Below are 15,101 nucleotides of genomic sequence, written 5' to 3' on the forward strand. Positions count from 1 at the left end.
AAGAGACAAATCGTATGAAAATCAGTGAACAATGGCTAAGACAATGGGCAAATCCAAGCGTTGACAGCCAGACTTTGGGCGAGCAGCTGACCATGGCAGGGCTTGAGCTTGATGGCATGGAGATGGTCGCACCACCGTTTAGTGGTGTCGTGGTCGGTGAAGTCATCGAATGCACACAGCATCCAGATGCCGACCGTCTGCGTGTCACGCGTGTCAATATCGGCACGGGCGAGCTGTTACAAATCGTCTGCGGTGCACCTAATGTGCGTGTCGGTCTAAAAGTTGCTGTGGCAACCATCGGTGCGGTGCTACCAAGCGATGATGACAAGGGCTTTAAGATCAAAAAAGGCAAACTGCGTGGCGTGGAGTCACAAGGGATGCTGTGCGGCGCATCTGAGCTTGGACTTGAAGATAAAATCGATGGCCTGCTTGAGCTGGCTGATGATGCCCCGATTGGTGTGAATGTGCGTGATTATTTGAACCTAGATGCCAAGATTTTTGAGATTGCCATCACGCCAAACCGTGGTGACTGCCTAAGCGTACTGGGTCTAGCCCGTGAGATTGCAGTGATCAATCGCTTGCCGCTTAACCGTGTACAGTTCGATGTCATCAGCTCAAGTACGACAGCAAGCACGGGCGTGCAAGTAGCGAATACGACCGCTTGCCCACGCTATTTGGCACAGCGTATCGATGGTATTGATCGCAGTGTGGCGACACCTGAATGGATGGAGTCGGCACTCGTCGCATCAGGTGTGCGTACGCATAATTTCTTGGTGGATGTGACCAATTTTGTCCTGCTTGAGCTGGGTCAGCCGCTGCACGCCTTTGATGCTGATAAGATTGTCGGTGATATCGTGGTGCGTGATTCTGTGGCAGGTGAGACGGTTGAGCTGTTGAACGAGCAGATCATCACATTGACAGGTGATGAGCTAGTGATTGCTGATGATGTTGGCGTACTTGCCTTGGCAGGGATTATGGGCGGTGCTCGCTCAGCGGTGAGTGATGAGACGACCAGTATCGTGCTAGAAAGTGCGCATTTTGATCAGCTTGCCATCGCAGGGCGTGCGCGTCGCTTTGGCCTGCATACGGATGCATCACAGCGTTTTGAGCGTGGGGTGGATTTTGAGTTGCCACGCACGGCGCTTGATCGAGCGACCAGTCTGATTATCAGTGTCGCAGGCGGTGCAGCAGAATCAATCACCACAGTCGAAGCGATGGATAAACTACCTGCCCGCCACAGCATCCGTGTACCTGTGGCAAAAGTTGAGCAGCTACTGGGTGTGACTATCTCAACCGATGAGATTGTCGATATTCTAAACCGCTTAGAAATCGCCACCAGCTTGGAGGGCGACACACTCATCTGCCAAGCACCAAGCCATCGCTTTGATATGAATATCGCCGAAGATGTGGTCGAAGAAGTCGCTCGCATCTATGGTTATGATCATATCGACGTACGCCTGCCAAGCTTTGCTGTGGATATGCGTTATGATGATACGGCGGATTTGATTCATGTTGCCAAGCTTACCCTAGCTGATGCTGGCTACCATGAAGCGGTGAGCTTTAGCTTTAGCGATGCTAAGATCGAATCGCTATTCGATGATGAAAGTCTGGGTGCGGTATTACCGCTTGCCAATCCGATTTCAAGTGATTTGGCGGTGATGCGTCGCACACTACTATCAAGCCTATTGCCTGTGGTCAGCTACAACCTAAACCGTCAGCAGGCTCGTGTGCGTCTGTTTGAGACGGGTCTGAGCTTTGTTGGGGCAGATGTGGCAAGTCTTGTGCAGACACCAAGCCTTGCTATCGTGGCGACAGGCACGGTATATCCTGAACAGCACCATGCCAACCGTGCGATGGACTTTTTTGATCTAAAGCGTGATGTCGAAAGTCTGTTGCCTGCGACCTTAAATAAAGCACACATCAGCTATGAGCGTGCTGATTTGGACTTCTTGCACCCGGGTCAAAGTGCTTATCTGTCGGTGAATGGCGAGCGTCTGGGCTGGTTTGGTCAGCTACATCCAAGCATTGCCAAAGCGATGGATCTGCCGAGCGTTTGGGTTGCTGAGCTGAACCTAGATAAGCTGATTGCACTCAATCACACGCAGTCTGCCATCAAAGCGCCAAGCAAATTCCCAAGCGTACGCCGTGATTTGGCGGTGCTTGTGGATGCTGATATTGCTTGGCAGTCGCTTGAAGCAGACATCCGTGCGGCAGCAGGTGGTTATCTACAAGATGTATGGCTATTTGATGTCTATACTGGCGAGCGACTACCGACAGGTACGCGTTCACTAGCGTTTGCGATGGTGTTCCAAAACCATGATGCGACGCTTGAAGATGAACAAATCAAAAAAGCGGTGGATAAAGTTGTCGCTGTACTTGATGACAAGCACGGTGCCAAACTGCGTGACTGATGCGTGATGATGCGTGATGATGCGTGATGATGCGTGATGATGCGTGATTATCATACGCTAAAACCATCAAGCCAAGACCGCCACAGTGTGCTTTGTGGCGGTCTTGTTTATAGGGCAAAGGATTTGGTATACAATGGGTAGTGGTGCGGTGCATCGTACATACTCTACCCACCAGAGTAATCGTTAAGGGATGTATTATGGATGTGCAGATAAAATTGGATATTCTAAAAGATAATTTACTGATAATTGAAAGATGTAATCAGGAAGTTCAATCAATATTAAATCAAGCGGAATACTCCATTCGCTTTAAGATGGAGCAGGCAAAGAATTTGGATTTTGATCAGTCAAAAGATTTAATTCATGAGCTTTTCTTAATACAAGAGCAAATAGCTTTCATTGTTTTTCAATTTAATTATCAAGTTAGTGATTTTTTATATAATTTCATCCGTGATTTCGATAGATGTGATGAATATGCCGCTCGGTATGTCTTTGAAAAATATATGGCTTAGCTGAATGAATCGGAGTGCTTAAAATTGGTATCATTAAAAAAGCAGTGGTTTGCCCTGTGCATCTTATATATTTGACCGATGACTGAAAATATCAATAAGACCCGCTCGCCACATTTGCTAATTTTTGGTGCTTGCCCAAATAATTGACCAAAAATCACCTTGAGATAAAAATTTAAATTGCATTAAGCATACAATCAAGTGTACAATGATAAATACGATTGAATTTGAAATCGTGCATTAGGTAGCTTATTGATACATAAGGATAAAATCATGAGTGCACTGACCAAGGCGGATATGGTAGATCAGCTGACCATTCGCCTACGATTGACCCGTCAGCAGGCGCGCAAGCTGGTGGATGGATTTTTTGAAGAGATTAGCCAAAGCCTTGCTGATGGCAAAGAAGTCAAGCTGTCAGGATTTGGTAATTTTGAACTCAAGGACAAAAAATCACGCCCAGGACGCAACCCAAAAACTGGCGAGAGTATCCCTGTCGAAGCACGCCGTGTGGTGACTTTTAAAGCAGGTCAAAAACTGCGTGGCTGGGTCGATAGCCAAAATAACCAAAACGCCAAAAAGTAAGCAAAATTGCTTGATACTCAAGTTGGTTTTTGCTAAAATATTGGCTTTATGTTCCCACTTAAGATGGCTAATAACATAGACAAACATGGTGCGGCATGCCAAATAGGTTGGTGATGGCGTGGCTATGTTCCACTGATCTGGTACGCCAGCAGTGCTTATTAGTGCTTAGGTTAATTGGATAAGAGATTTATCATGCGTAAAGACATTCACCCAGAATACCGCGAAGTATTGTTCCACGATACCAATGCTGATGTATATTTCCTAACTCGTTCAACGGTCACTACCAAGACCACTCGTGAATACGAAGGCCAAGAGTACCCATACTTCCCATTGGATATCTCAAGTGCATCGCACCCATTCTATACTGGCGAACAACGCAAAACCTCAAACGAAGGCCGTGTTGCAAGCTTCAACAAGCGTTTCGGTGCTTTTGCAAACCGTGGCAAAAAATAAGCCATCGCTTGATATTAAAATCGTCTCTTCGGAGGCGATTTTTTGTTTGTTAAGGAAAAATTGTAACAATTTTTCATGTTTTAAAGTTCAAAGGATGACGAAAAAATCAAATTCTGCTAAACTAGTATAAAATACCCGTGTTTTATTTGACCAAACTATGATTTTTAGCATTTGTTGATTTTTTGTGGGTATGATTTTTGGGTGGTGTTTTGCCATAATTGAATAATTTTTTTGTCATCTGGTGTGTGATGGCGATATCTGATGGGGCTGGCTATGCAGTGGAACGGAATGTGGGTGGTGTTGGCGCTCGTGGTAGTGCTGGTGGGTGTGCTGATTGTACTGCGCAATTTGCGACGCAGTCAAGTGGCGTTGGACTCTGATGAGTTCGCCGAAAAAACCAAATACGGGCTGCCGATCATCCCACGCGAGGACAGACAGCTGCCTGATCGCAGTGCTAAGCTTTTAATTGATGATCAAATTAGCGATCAAGAAGATGCCTTATCCAGCATGGCGGCAGCGGTCGCTAGCGCACCGATAATCAGCCACGATCTGCATGCCACGACACCAACAAGCAGCGATGTGCAGCCAATGCGCGCACATGCATCCACCAAGTCAGATGCCGATGAGCATCTGCTGGCCGAGGAGTTTGATGCCGATGAAGAAAAGCTTTGGCAAGACGATGCGTCTGATGAAAATGCGGCGCAACAGATGGCTGACATGGCATTTCAAAAACAATCGCCTGTGCTCGACCGACATCTCGATGAGCGTCAGGCATTTGACCAAAATAACGACCCCTTGCTTCACGCCACCGAAACCGTAAGCATCGCCATCATGCCGCGAAACTCATTTGCAGGACTGCCAGGCAAAACAGTGCTGGAAATCGTGCGCACTTATGGGATGAAATATGGCGTGATGAACTTGTTTCACCGTTATGAAAACGAAGATGGCACAGGTGATCTGTGGTTTAGTATGATGGGGGTGGGGCATGAGGGCGTGCGCGCCTTTGATCTAAATAGATTGCCCGAAGATCATTTTATGGGACTGACGGTCTTTTTGCCACTGCCGCATCCGCATGCACTGCGCGGTTTTGACAGCATGGTCTCGGTCGCCAATATGATCGCACAAGATCTGTCGGCAGATATGCTTGATGAGCAGGGTAATTTGTTTGATGATACTTATTTTGCCAAATTGCGCTCGGTGGTGGCCGAACAGCACGGCCAATGAGACTCAGTTTGGCTGATGGATGCAGATGATAAAAAGATGGTGGCTGATGGCACCATCTTTTTTTTGGCTAAGTGCTGAGAGCTTGGATTGGCTGGCAGCTGGGGCAATACACACTGGCTCGTCCGCTGATTTTGGTGTTTTCAAGTAGGCTGCCGCAGTGATAACAGTGTTCGCCTTCACGCCCATAGACCAGTAGCGTTTGCTGAAAATAGCCAGTTTTGCCACCGCCGACGGTAAAGTCTCTAAGAGTTGAGCCGCCTTGAATGATGGCTTTGGCAAGGATGTCTTTGATGTTGGTGACGAGCTTTTCAAGCTTATCATCATCAATGTGGCACGCCGGCGTCAAAGGGTGAATGTGCGACAAAAACAGGCTTTCGGCAGCATAGATATTGCCTACGCCAACGACCACCGACTGATCCATGATCAGCGTTTTGATGGGTTTGGCGACAGGTTTTTTGTTGGCAGGGAAAATTAACGCTCGCAGATAATCGACATCAAAGGCATCATCGAGTGGCTCAGGGCCTAGGTGGGCCAAGAACCGCTCGGCAGTGTCTGGCGTATCGATGTAGTCGTCATTGTGCGTCCACAATATCATCCCAAAGCGTCGGGGATCATGATAATGCAGTGTCGTCACCATGCCGTCATCATTGATAAAGTCGATGAGCAGATGATCGTGTTTGCGTGGTTCGATGTCGTGATGTTGCTGTAGGCTACCTGACATACCAAGGTGTACAAGCACGGTTTTGTGGCGATTATCCGCTTGATGATAAAAATCCAGCAATAGATATTTGGCACGGCGATGCACTGCCACCAGACGAAAGCCAATGAGCGAATCTAAGTCCTTGGGGATGGCATAACGCAAAGTCGGATAGCGAATGCTGACTTTGGCGACAGTTTGGTGCAAGAGTGGCTCAAGGCTTGCCTTGGTGGTTTCGACTTCGGGTAATTCTGGCATGGTATCTGGCTGTATGGGCTAAAAAAGCCAATGCCGCTTGCTATCACGGCATTGGTCAATATCATTAAAGCGTTAGGCGGTCGCTCGACGCGCGTGTAATACGCCTGGCTGTTGTTCGATTTTGTTGAGCAGGCGTGATAAGTGCGATATGCCCGCCACTTCCACATAAAACTTCATATGGCTCATTGCACCGTCATTGCTCACTGTTTCGGCTCGGCTGATATTGACCTTTTCGCGGTCAATGACATGCACAAGATCTCTGAGCAGTCCTGATGTATTTTGTGCTTCGACATGAATCACCACAGGCTGATAGCGACCGAAGCTGTCTTGCCAATGTGCATGAATGCCACGATCAGGTTCTTTTTCGATCAGTCTTAGGTACTCAGGACAGCCTTGATTGTGAATACTGACGCCATTTGATAAAGTCACAAAACCTGCAATCGGCTCGCCATGCACGGGATTGCAGCACTTGGCAAGGTGCATCTCGACATTATCAAAGCCATCAAGCTCAATCTTAAATTTATTGGTGCGAGCAGGTGTCTTGATGTCGATGGTCGGCACATCTTGGACAGGTTCTGCGATGTGCAGTTTTTGGGCGACCAAGTTGCTGATTTGGGTGACGCTGATATCACCGATGACCAGTGCGACATACAGATCATCTTCGGATTTGACATTAAGCGTCTGAAAATAGTCGCTTAAGTTCACCTGATTGGCGGCGATGGATAGGCGATCAAATTCTTTGAGCAACAGCCCTTTGCCTGTCTCGATATTCTTATCGCGATCTTGTTTGTTGAACCACTGACGCAGTTTGGACTTGGCACGGCTCGTGTGAATATAGCCCAAGGATGGCATCAGCCAATCACGATTCGGCTCACGGCTAGATTTGGTGATGATCTCAATCTGATCGCCTGTCTTTGGCTGATGAGTCAGTGGTACATAGCGACCATTGACACGAGCGCCTTGGGCACGGTTGCCGACTTCGGTATGTACATAATAGGCAAAGTCTAGCACTGTTGAGCCTTTTGGTAGCTCGGTGATATCGCCATCACGGCTAAAGACATAAATCCGCTCGGCATTATCCACATCCAAATCGATCTCATCTTCGCCATCAGGGATGTCTTGACCCAGTAGCTGACGCAATGAGCTGATTTTTTGGGTGAGATAATCGTCTTTTTTGGCTTTTAGACCTTCTTTATAATTAACATGCGATGCCTTACCAAGCTCTGCCTCAAAGTGCATATCAAAGGTACGAATTTGCACCTCAAGCGTGCGATTCTCAGCGATCACCGCTGTGTGCAGTGACTTATAGCCGTTGGGCTTGGGGTTGGTAATATAGTCGTCAAACTGCTCAGGAATGTGCCGCCACAGACCATGCACGATACCCAGCGTATAGTAGCATTCGGCATTGGTATTGACCATCACTCGCAAAGCACGGATGTCATATAGCTGATCAAAAGACAGATTCTTTGATTTCATCTTACGCCAGATGGAGTAGATGTGCTTGACACGCCCAGAGACTTCGCCTTGGATGCCGGCTCGTTCAAGCTCGGCACTGAGTTTGGCTTTGACTGACTCGATATAGGCTTCTCGTTCGCTACGCTTCTCGGCAAGTAGTGATGCGATTTTTTTGTATTCTTCGGGGGCAAGATAGCGAAATGCCAAATCTTCCAGCTCCCACTTCAGCTGGGCAATCGATAGGCGATGTGCCAGTGGGGCATAGATGGTCATCACCTCACGAGCCACCCGTTTTTGGCGATCAGGCGGTGAGAATGACAGCTCACGCATCGCAAAGGTACGCTCAGCAAGCTTGATCAGTACCGCACGCACATCATTGGTGGTGCTGATGAGCATACTGTAGATATTGGATAATTGGTCTCTTTGATTGCTCTCAAAATAATCTTCAAGTCGCTTATTGCTCTCGATGCTCTCAGACAGCTTACCCATCGCAAGCGTATCTGTGACAAGCTGAGCGATGTCTTCTCCGAAGTTTTTCTTAATAGTATCAATACTCACAAGCTCACGGCGAGCGGTGCGATACAGCATGGCAGCAGCTAGGGCGTTTTCGTCTTGGAATAGATAGGCCAAAATATCTGCCATGCCGATGCCTGTGATGTAGGCGCCTGAGCGGGTGACATGGGGTTTATTGACTTGGATTTGGACAAATTGGCAGGCTTTACGCAAAATGGGCAAATCATCCTTACCGATACGAGCAGCCACTTTGGCAATCCATGCTTCGATGTCGATGTCTGAGACATTCAGATCGCTTGGATTGATGGTGCTGTTGGTGTGGTCAAGGGCGCTGACCAGCTTGTGATTGGCAAGCTGTGCCTTAAAATCAGGATGCAGCTGTTTGGCGACCAAACTTGCCGCTAGTGTCGCACTATCCATGCTGCTACTGTTGCCACCCAATAAGGGCAGGCTGTCACGAATCTGTACCACGGTTGTATCCTTGTCCAAACCAGTTGTATTTTATATAGTATATCCCATGTATTATGGCACCTAAAAGGGTAATTTTAAAGATGAAATCGATAAATTTTATGCCAAAAAGTCATGACGCATAATTTTTTAAAATAATCCAAGTAATTTTATCCAAGCTGTGCTATAATCTCATTTTTCGTGAATAATTCACACACGCTTTTGATGACATCGCACCGATTTTGATGGGTAAGCTTGGCTTGACCCATGTGATGATATGATTTCTTGCTAAGTTTGTGGCTTGCCACCTGCTTTGTCTATTTTATCTTTATTAGTCCTAACTGTCGCGATGATTTTGGCTTGTTCTTTATTGTGCTTTTGCACCACGACAAGCAGTTGAGCGACAATACGCCACCCAAATCCAAAATGCAATTTTGTAGCAAGCCTTAAGCATCTGCTTAAAGTTGGCTTGTCGGTTTTTTGACCAAAAAATTGGCTCATCGTGGGGGCATGACTGATACAAGGTTCTTATGACTGATCAATTACACACCACAGACACCGCCCACGCAGACGAGCAAGCAGGCGAGTTCGTATTACAATTTTCTGACCTAGGTCTGCACAAAGGCATCATCAAAGCCCTGACCAAAAGCGGCTACACCACCCCAACACCCATCCAAGCCCAAGCCATTCCGCACGCCTTGAATGGCCGTGATTTGCTGTTATCAGCTCAGACAGGCTCTGGCAAGACAGCGGCGTTTGTACTGCCAGTACTGGATAAGATGAGCCGCTTACCAAAGCTTGAAAAGCATATCCATGCACTGATTTTGACCCCGACGCGTGAGCTTGCTTTGCAGGTGCATGACAGCGTGCGTCGCTATGGCGATGGGATGCGCGGGATGTTTAGTGTACCTTTGGTGGGCGGTGCGCCTTATGGTGGGCAGCTGCGTGCACTACGCAAGGGCGTGCAGGTCATCGTCGCCACCCCAGGTCGTCTGATTGACCATATGCGTGAAGGTCGCATTGATTTATCAGGTCTGGATATGCTGATTCTTGATGAAGCCGATCGTATGCTGGATATGGGCTTTGCTGATGATATCAAAGAAATCCTAGAAAACACCCCAAGCACTCGCCAAACGGTGATGTCGTCTGCCACTTGGGATGGTGCTGTGGGCAAAATTGCTGAGAGCTTCACCACCAATCCTGAACGCGTCTCGATCAAGGTTGAGTCAGCGCATATCGATGAAAGCGTGTATTTTTGTGATGACTTTAACCACAAAAACAAAATCCTGCTTGAAGTACTGAACAACCCTGAAATCAAACAGGCAGTCATCTTTACCGCCACCAAGCTATCTACCGAAAAGCTTGCCGACACCCTAAACGAAGTCGGCTACAAGGCACGCTATCTGCATGGCGATTTGCCACAAGGCAAGCGTAACCGCATTGTCGGTGATATGAAATCAGGCAAATGCGATCTGCTCATCGCCACCGATGTCGCTGCTCGTGGTATCGACATCTCAGCCATCAGCCATGTGGTGAACTATGATTTGCCACGCCAAGTCGAAGACTATGTGCATCGTATCGGTCGTTGTGGTCGCGCAGGTCGTACAGGTGTGGCGGTGAACTTGTGTAGCCTAGATGATAATAAACAACTTGCCAATATCAACCGCTATCTTAAGCGTGATATGACCACAGCCACCATCGAAGGGCTAGAGCCACGCCGTAATTTTGGTATCATTGATGAGCCGCGCCGTAAGGGTGGTCGCAATCGTCGCCGTGATGATCGTGATGGTCAAGGTCGTGGCGATCGTGGTGGATATGGTCGCAAGCCACGTTCTGAAGGTCGTTCGGATCGCTTTGAGCGTTCGGATCGCCTCGAAGCTCGTGGCGAGCGTTTCGAGCGTCAAGACCGCTTTGATGGCCGTGATCGTTCAGGGCGTTTTGACCGTGGGTTTGATCAGCCAAGATTTGACAGCCGTGAGCGTGCCGATAGCCGTGAGCGTCGTTCATTTGATCGTGCGGAGCGTCAAGACCGTTTCAACCGTAGCGACCGCCCAGAGCGTTTTGATCGCCAAGACCGCTCAGAGCGTCAGTTTGATAAGCCGAAGTTTGAGCGTGATCGTGATTTTGGCAAAGCTTATGACAAGCCGTACAAAGCCAAAGACAGTGCGGAGCGTCGCCCATCAGATCGTTTTGAGCATCGTGGCGATCGTGGCTATGGCCGTGAGCGTGCTGATAGCCGTGAGCGTTTCGGTGGTAATGAGCGTCGTTCGTTTGATCGTACAGAGCGTGATGAGCGTTTTGATCGCCGTGAGAAGTTTGGCAAAGATAAGCCAAGCTTTGATAAAGGGGCAAAATCAAGCGGCAAGCCATTCGCCAAAGCGCGTTCATCACATCGCCCAAAAGCAGTCGAAGAAGTATTTTTTGCCAAACGCCAAGCCAAAAAAGCTCGCAAATTTGGCGATGCTTAAGTGCCAAGTCAGTAATACATCAGTGCTAATTAGATGACAAAAACCCAAGAAATTGATTTTTCTTGGGTTTTTTTGGGCAGTGAATAAAAGCAACTGCATGTCAATGGGGTTTAGCCATGCTATAATTTACAGTAGTAGATTTAGGAAAGTGTCATGAAAATACGACAATTTACCACAGTGCTTATATTGTTTGTTGCCACGCTTGGCGGCAACAGTTATGCTGAATCAAAGCCATCACCCAATCAACCGAACGCACCAGATGCGCCACAAAAACTGCCGTACTCACCATCGCAGGCATCTTGGATGGTATTGTATGATGATGTTGTAGCGTCTCAAGGGAAATATATTGTAAAGAAAAGCGGGCGATTTGGCGTGCTTGATCAATCAGGCAAAGTGGTTGTTCCTGTTCGACATAATGAACTGTATGACCTAATGCGATATGAGCAGGTACAACAAGGTGGTACGGCTTATTTGGCCAAATTGGATGATCAGTACGGCATCTATGATGGAAAAGGGCGTATCATACTGCCATTTGAATATGATAAGCATGGCAAGTTTGACAAGGGTGCATTGCCATTATCCAAAGATGGTAAATGGGGCGTGATCCAGTTTGTAACCGATGCTGATGGCACGCCAAATTTTAATCAGCCTTATTGGGTATTGGTGGATTTTACTTTGGATTATGATTATTTGCGCAGTTTTTCCAATGGTCTGGCACTGGTGCGTAAAGGGAATCTCTTTGGTTATATTAACCAAAATGGCAAAGAAGTCATCTCGCCATCCTATGATCAAGCATTGCCATTTTATCCAGTATCATTTGCAATCGAAGACAATCAAAACTCGAAACTGAGCAATCAGCCAGTTGCATTTGTCGGCATCCAGTCTGACGAACGGATGCGCTATGGGGTGATAGATGTCACAGGCAAAGCCGTGATTCCGATTGAATTTGATGCGATACATTCCAACATCAAAGATTATGTTATCGTCGTATCAAAGGATGGTAAATTTGGTGCATTTGGTCGTGGTGGCGATGTAATATTGCCTATTGAATATGATAATATTTTTATGCATCATTGTTTGTTTATTGAGTCCAAACCGGATGATGGACAGTCGCGCCAATGCCAAGTGCTTGTGACTAAAGACGGTGTAAAAGATACGCTCGGCATTGAATATTAAAAAACCACCATCGCCCAAAAGCAGTCGAAGAAGTATTCTTTGCCAAACGCCAAGCCAAAAAGGCCCGTAAATTTGGCGATGCCTAAAATCGCCATCTAATCGGCTAAATCCAAAACCAAGCTTTGTAAAAAAAGCTTGGTTTTTATTTGACAAATGGACGGTATCAAGGTATTATATGTTTAAGTTTTTAAACCTATCAACTTAATATTGAGAATTAATATTGCAAAAAAGGTGAGTTATGCCAAAACAAACCATGGCCCTGATGAAAGACTGTATTCCTATTTTTACCGTACTTTCCGATGAAAATCGCCATAAAATCTTACAACTGCTGCTTGAAAATGGCACAATGAATGTGGGTGATATTACTGAGCGATTGCATTTATCTCGTCCTGCGGTGTCGCACCATCTCAAGATTATGCTACAAGCGGGTACCGTCAGCGTCGAGCAGGTGGGTAAAGAACGTTTTTATAGCATCGCCATGCATGATGCCACCGAAAAATTGGGGCAACTGGCACAGCTGATGGCGTATCATTGTCCATCAAAGCAAAATCCGCCAAATCAAGGTTAATTTTTTTGTTCTATCAGTTTAAATTTTTAAACTTATCAACTTAATAAGAGTCGATGATGAAAGCTTATTTTATTAATAAATATCAAAAAGCCCCTGCGATTTTGGGCGATATGCCCGAACCCGTGATGAATGATGACGATGTGCTGGTGGAAGTCCACGCCGCAGGGTTGAACCACTTAGATTTACGCATCAAAAGTGGCGAATTTAAACTACTTGTGCCGTATTCATTCCCCTTGATTTTAGGACATGATGTGGCAGGCAAAGTGATTGCGGTGGGTAAAAATGTACGTCAATTTGCGGTAGGTGATGAAGTGTTTGCCCGCCCTAGAGATGGCAGAATTGGCGCGTTTGCCGAAAAAATTGCGATTCATCAAGATGATGTGGCGAAAAAACCAAGTGATTTGTCTATGGTAGATGCGGCAGGTTTACCGCTTGTGGTTTTGACGGCTTGGCAAGCGTTGGTGGAAATTGGGCAAGTGAAAGTGGGGCAAAAAGTCTTTATTCACGCAGGGGCAGGCGCTGTCGGTACAATCGCTATTCAGCTTGCCAAATATTTGGGGGCATTTGTAGCGACCACCACCAGCACAGCCAATGTGGATTTTGTGAAAAGTTTGGGTGCAGATGTCGTTATTGATTATAAAAAATCAAATTTTATCAATGAATTAAAAGATTATGATGTAGTGCTTAATAGTTTAGATGAAACAACGTTGTTGCAATCTTTACAAGTGATGAAAGCAGGCGGGCGTTTAATTTCAATTTCAAGGCCACCAACGCCAAGTTATGCCAAAAATGCAGGATTAAATATTGTGCTTCAATGGGTGATGGGCTTTTTAAGTCGCAAGGTTCGCCGTGAAAGTCAGCAAAAACAGGTGGATTATCAATTTTTGTTTATGAAGGCCAATGGCAAACAGCTTGCCCAAATTGCCCAGTTGATTGAACAGGGACACATCAAGCCTTATACGCAATCGGTGTATCCGTTTGAGCAAATCAATCAAGCATTTGATGAATTGGAGCAAGGTCGCACACGCGGAAAAATTGTGGTGAGTATGCGATAAACTGTATTTTTTTATGAAATTTTATTAGGATATTTTTATGTTATTTCAATCATTCACTTTCCCAAACGGCAAAATCGCCAAAAATCGTTTTTTTAAATCGGCGATGGAAGAGCAACTTGCCAAACACAATCAGCCAACCAATGAACTTGTCCGCCTATACGACACATGGGCGAAAGGTGGTATCGGCATCTCGGTAACGGGCAATGTGATGGTGGCGGAAAACGGCAAAGGCTCTATCAATGATGTGGTCATTACCGATGAACGCAGTATGGACATGCTCAAAGCATGGGCAAAAGCAGGTACACAAAATGACACTTTGCTCATCATGCAAATCAACCATGCAGGCAAGCAATCACCAAAAGTCATTAATCCTGTGCCTGTTGCACCAAGTGCGGTTGCCTTAAAAGGCATGGACGGTTTTATCAACCCACCACGAGCCTTGGCAGACAATGAAATTGAGATGATTATCCGTCAATTCATCCACACCGCCCAAATTGCCGAAAAAGCAGGCTTTAGTGGTGTACAAATTCATGGGGCACATGGCTATCTTGTGAGCCAATTTCTATCACCGCATCACAATCAGCGTACCGACAAATGGGGTGGTAGCCTTGAAAATCGTATGCGGTTTTTGGTAGAAATTTATCAAGGGATTCGTGCGGTGGTGAGCCCAAGCTTTTTGGTCGGTCTTAAGCTAAATTCCGCCGATTTCCAAAAAGGCGGTTTTGATGAAACGGACAGCATTCAAGTCGTGCAAAAAATGTCAGAATTAGGCATTGATTTTATTGAAATTTCAGGTGGCAATTATGAAAGCCCTGCGATGATGTCCACCAAAGCCAGTACGAAGCAGCGTGAAGCCTTTTTTATTGATTATGCCGAAAAAGCAAGAAAGGTGAGCCAAGTGCCACTGATTATTACAGGGGGATTTCGTTCAGAACAGGCGATGAATGATGCCCTAAACAGTGGACATTTGGATTTTATTGGTATTGCTCGTCCGCTTGCTATCCTGCCTGATTTACCAAACCAAATTAAAAATGGTACTTATCAGGCCATTACCACCGAACGCATTAAAACAGGTTTTGCACCTGTAGATAAAAAGCTCGGTGCAGTGCTTGAAATGGATTGGTATATGTATCAGATGGCACTTATCGGACAAGGCAAACAGCCAAACCCTAAACTTTCGCCGTGGAAAGTGTTGGCTAAAACCATTATTGTCAATGGAAAAGCAGGGTTAAGTACAGGGCGGTCGTAAGCCTAAAAAAGAACAGCATGGCATCAACGTGTCATGCTG

13 protein-coding genes are annotated in these 15,101 nt (G+C 46.4%); 10 read left to right on the forward strand and 3 right to left on the reverse strand.

Annotated elements, in window-relative coordinates:
• The first annotated feature begins 14 nt into the window (after positions 1-14).
• The 5 genes from pheT (at position 15) to AZ602_RS02980 (ending at position 5,176) form a co-directional block, all read left to right on the forward strand.
• Positions 15-2,411, forward strand: a complete 2,397-nt coding sequence (gene pheT / locus AZ602_RS02960; RefSeq protein WP_103033631.1) for a phenylalanine--tRNA ligase subunit beta — start codon at positions 15-17, stop codon at positions 2,409-2,411.
• Positions 2,412-2,608: 197 nt separating this feature from the next.
• Positions 2,609-2,920 (forward strand): hypothetical protein, encoded by a 312-nt coding sequence (locus tag AZ602_RS02965; protein WP_103033632.1) that lies wholly within the window; start codon positions 2,609-2,611, stop codon positions 2,918-2,920.
• A 270-nt stretch (positions 2,921-3,190) separates the two neighbouring features.
• Complete coding sequence (locus AZ602_RS02970; RefSeq protein WP_078254649.1) at positions 3,191-3,499, forward strand: integration host factor subunit alpha; 309 nt, start codon at positions 3,191-3,193, stop codon at positions 3,497-3,499.
• A 192-nt stretch (positions 3,500-3,691) separates the two neighbouring features.
• Complete coding sequence (locus AZ602_RS02975) at positions 3,692-3,952, forward strand: type B 50S ribosomal protein L31 (protein ID WP_103033633.1); 261 nt, start codon at positions 3,692-3,694, stop codon at positions 3,950-3,952.
• A gap of 273 nt (positions 3,953-4,225) precedes the next feature.
• Positions 4,226-5,176 (forward strand): cell division protein ZipA C-terminal FtsZ-binding domain-containing protein, encoded by a 951-nt coding sequence (locus AZ602_RS02980; protein ID WP_103033723.1) that lies wholly within the window; start codon positions 4,226-4,228, stop codon positions 5,174-5,176.
• 67 nt (positions 5,177-5,243) lie between these two features.
• On the opposite strand, the gene mutM is transcribed toward AZ602_RS02980, so the two are convergent.
• The 3 genes from mutM to AZ602_RS02995 form a co-directional block, all read right to left on the reverse strand.
• Positions 5,244-6,131 (reverse strand): bifunctional DNA-formamidopyrimidine glycosylase/DNA-(apurinic or apyrimidinic site) lyase, encoded by an 888-nt coding sequence (gene mutM, locus AZ602_RS02985; RefSeq protein ID WP_103033634.1) that lies wholly within the window; start codon positions 6,129-6,131, stop codon positions 5,244-5,246.
• 72 nt (positions 6,132-6,203) lie between these two features.
• Positions 6,204-8,570, reverse strand: coding sequence for a bifunctional (p)ppGpp synthetase/guanosine-3',5'-bis(diphosphate) 3'-pyrophosphohydrolase (locus AZ602_RS02990; protein ID WP_103033635.1), 2,367 nt, complete (start codon positions 8,568-8,570; stop codon positions 6,204-6,206).
• A 264-nt stretch (positions 8,571-8,834) separates the two neighbouring features.
• Complete coding sequence (locus tag AZ602_RS02995; RefSeq protein WP_103033636.1) at positions 8,835-9,047, reverse strand: hypothetical protein; 213 nt, start codon at positions 9,045-9,047, stop codon at positions 8,835-8,837.
• Positions 9,048-9,076: 29 nt separating this feature from the next.
• Here AZ602_RS02995 and AZ602_RS03000 point away from each other — a divergent pair, with 29 nt between their 5' ends.
• The 5 genes from AZ602_RS03000 (at position 9,077) to AZ602_RS03020 (ending at position 15,062) form a co-directional block, all read left to right on the forward strand.
• Entirely contained in the window at positions 9,077-11,014 is a 1,938-nt protein-coding gene (locus tag AZ602_RS03000; protein ID WP_103033637.1) for a DEAD/DEAH box helicase, read from the forward strand.
• 153 nt (positions 11,015-11,167) lie between these two features.
• Positions 11,168-12,190, forward strand: a complete 1,023-nt coding sequence (locus tag AZ602_RS03005; protein WP_103033638.1) for a WG repeat-containing protein — start codon at positions 11,168-11,170, stop codon at positions 12,188-12,190.
• Positions 12,191-12,428: 238 nt separating this feature from the next.
• Positions 12,429-12,758: a helix-turn-helix transcriptional regulator gene (locus AZ602_RS03010; protein ID WP_103033639.1), complete on the forward strand. Its 330-nt coding sequence runs from the start codon at positions 12,429-12,431 to the stop codon at positions 12,756-12,758.
• A gap of 56 nt (positions 12,759-12,814) precedes the next feature.
• Positions 12,815-13,813: an NADP-dependent oxidoreductase gene (locus tag AZ602_RS03015; RefSeq protein WP_103033640.1), complete on the forward strand. Its 999-nt coding sequence runs from the start codon at positions 12,815-12,817 to the stop codon at positions 13,811-13,813.
• A 31-nt stretch (positions 13,814-13,844) separates the two neighbouring features.
• Positions 13,845-15,062: an NADH:flavin oxidoreductase/NADH oxidase family protein gene (locus AZ602_RS03020; RefSeq protein ID WP_369803856.1), complete on the forward strand. Its 1,218-nt coding sequence runs from the start codon at positions 13,845-13,847 to the stop codon at positions 15,060-15,062.
• The last annotated feature ends 39 nt before the right edge of the window (positions 15,063-15,101 follow it).

It is taken from the genome of Moraxella sp. RCAD0137 (genome assembly GCF_002894025.1).
Taxonomy (GTDB): domain Bacteria; phylum Pseudomonadota; class Gammaproteobacteria; order Pseudomonadales; family Moraxellaceae; genus Moraxella; species Moraxella porci.

Excerpts from the sequence above, each read along its gene's own strand:
- pheT (WP_103033631.1), top strand. The coding sequence starts at position 15 with ATGAAAATCAGTGAACAATGGCTAAGACAATGGGCAAATCCAAGCGTT.
- AZ602_RS02965 (WP_103033632.1), top strand. The coding sequence starts at position 2,609 with ATGGATGTGCAGATAAAATTGGATATTCTAAAAGATAATTTACTGATA.
- AZ602_RS02970 (WP_078254649.1), top strand. The coding sequence starts at position 3,191 with ATGAGTGCACTGACCAAGGCGGATATGGTAGATCAGCTGACCATTCGC.
- AZ602_RS02975 (WP_103033633.1), top strand. The coding sequence starts at position 3,692 with ATGCGTAAAGACATTCACCCAGAATACCGCGAAGTATTGTTCCACGAT.
- AZ602_RS02980 (WP_103033723.1), top strand. The coding sequence starts at position 4,226 with ATGCAGTGGAACGGAATGTGGGTGGTGTTGGCGCTCGTGGTAGTGCTG.
- mutM (WP_103033634.1), bottom strand. The coding sequence starts at position 6,131 with ATGCCAGAATTACCCGAAGTCGAAACCACCAAGGCAAGCCTTGAGCCA.
- AZ602_RS02995 (WP_103033636.1), bottom strand. The coding sequence starts at position 9,047 with ATGAGCCAATTTTTTGGTCAAAAAACCGACAAGCCAACTTTAAGCAGA.
- AZ602_RS03000 (WP_103033637.1), top strand. The coding sequence starts at position 9,077 with ATGACTGATCAATTACACACCACAGACACCGCCCACGCAGACGAGCAA.
- AZ602_RS03005 (WP_103033638.1), top strand. The coding sequence starts at position 11,168 with ATGAAAATACGACAATTTACCACAGTGCTTATATTGTTTGTTGCCACG.
- AZ602_RS03010 (WP_103033639.1), top strand. The coding sequence starts at position 12,429 with ATGCCAAAACAAACCATGGCCCTGATGAAAGACTGTATTCCTATTTTT.
- AZ602_RS03015 (WP_103033640.1), top strand. The coding sequence starts at position 12,815 with ATGAAAGCTTATTTTATTAATAAATATCAAAAAGCCCCTGCGATTTTG.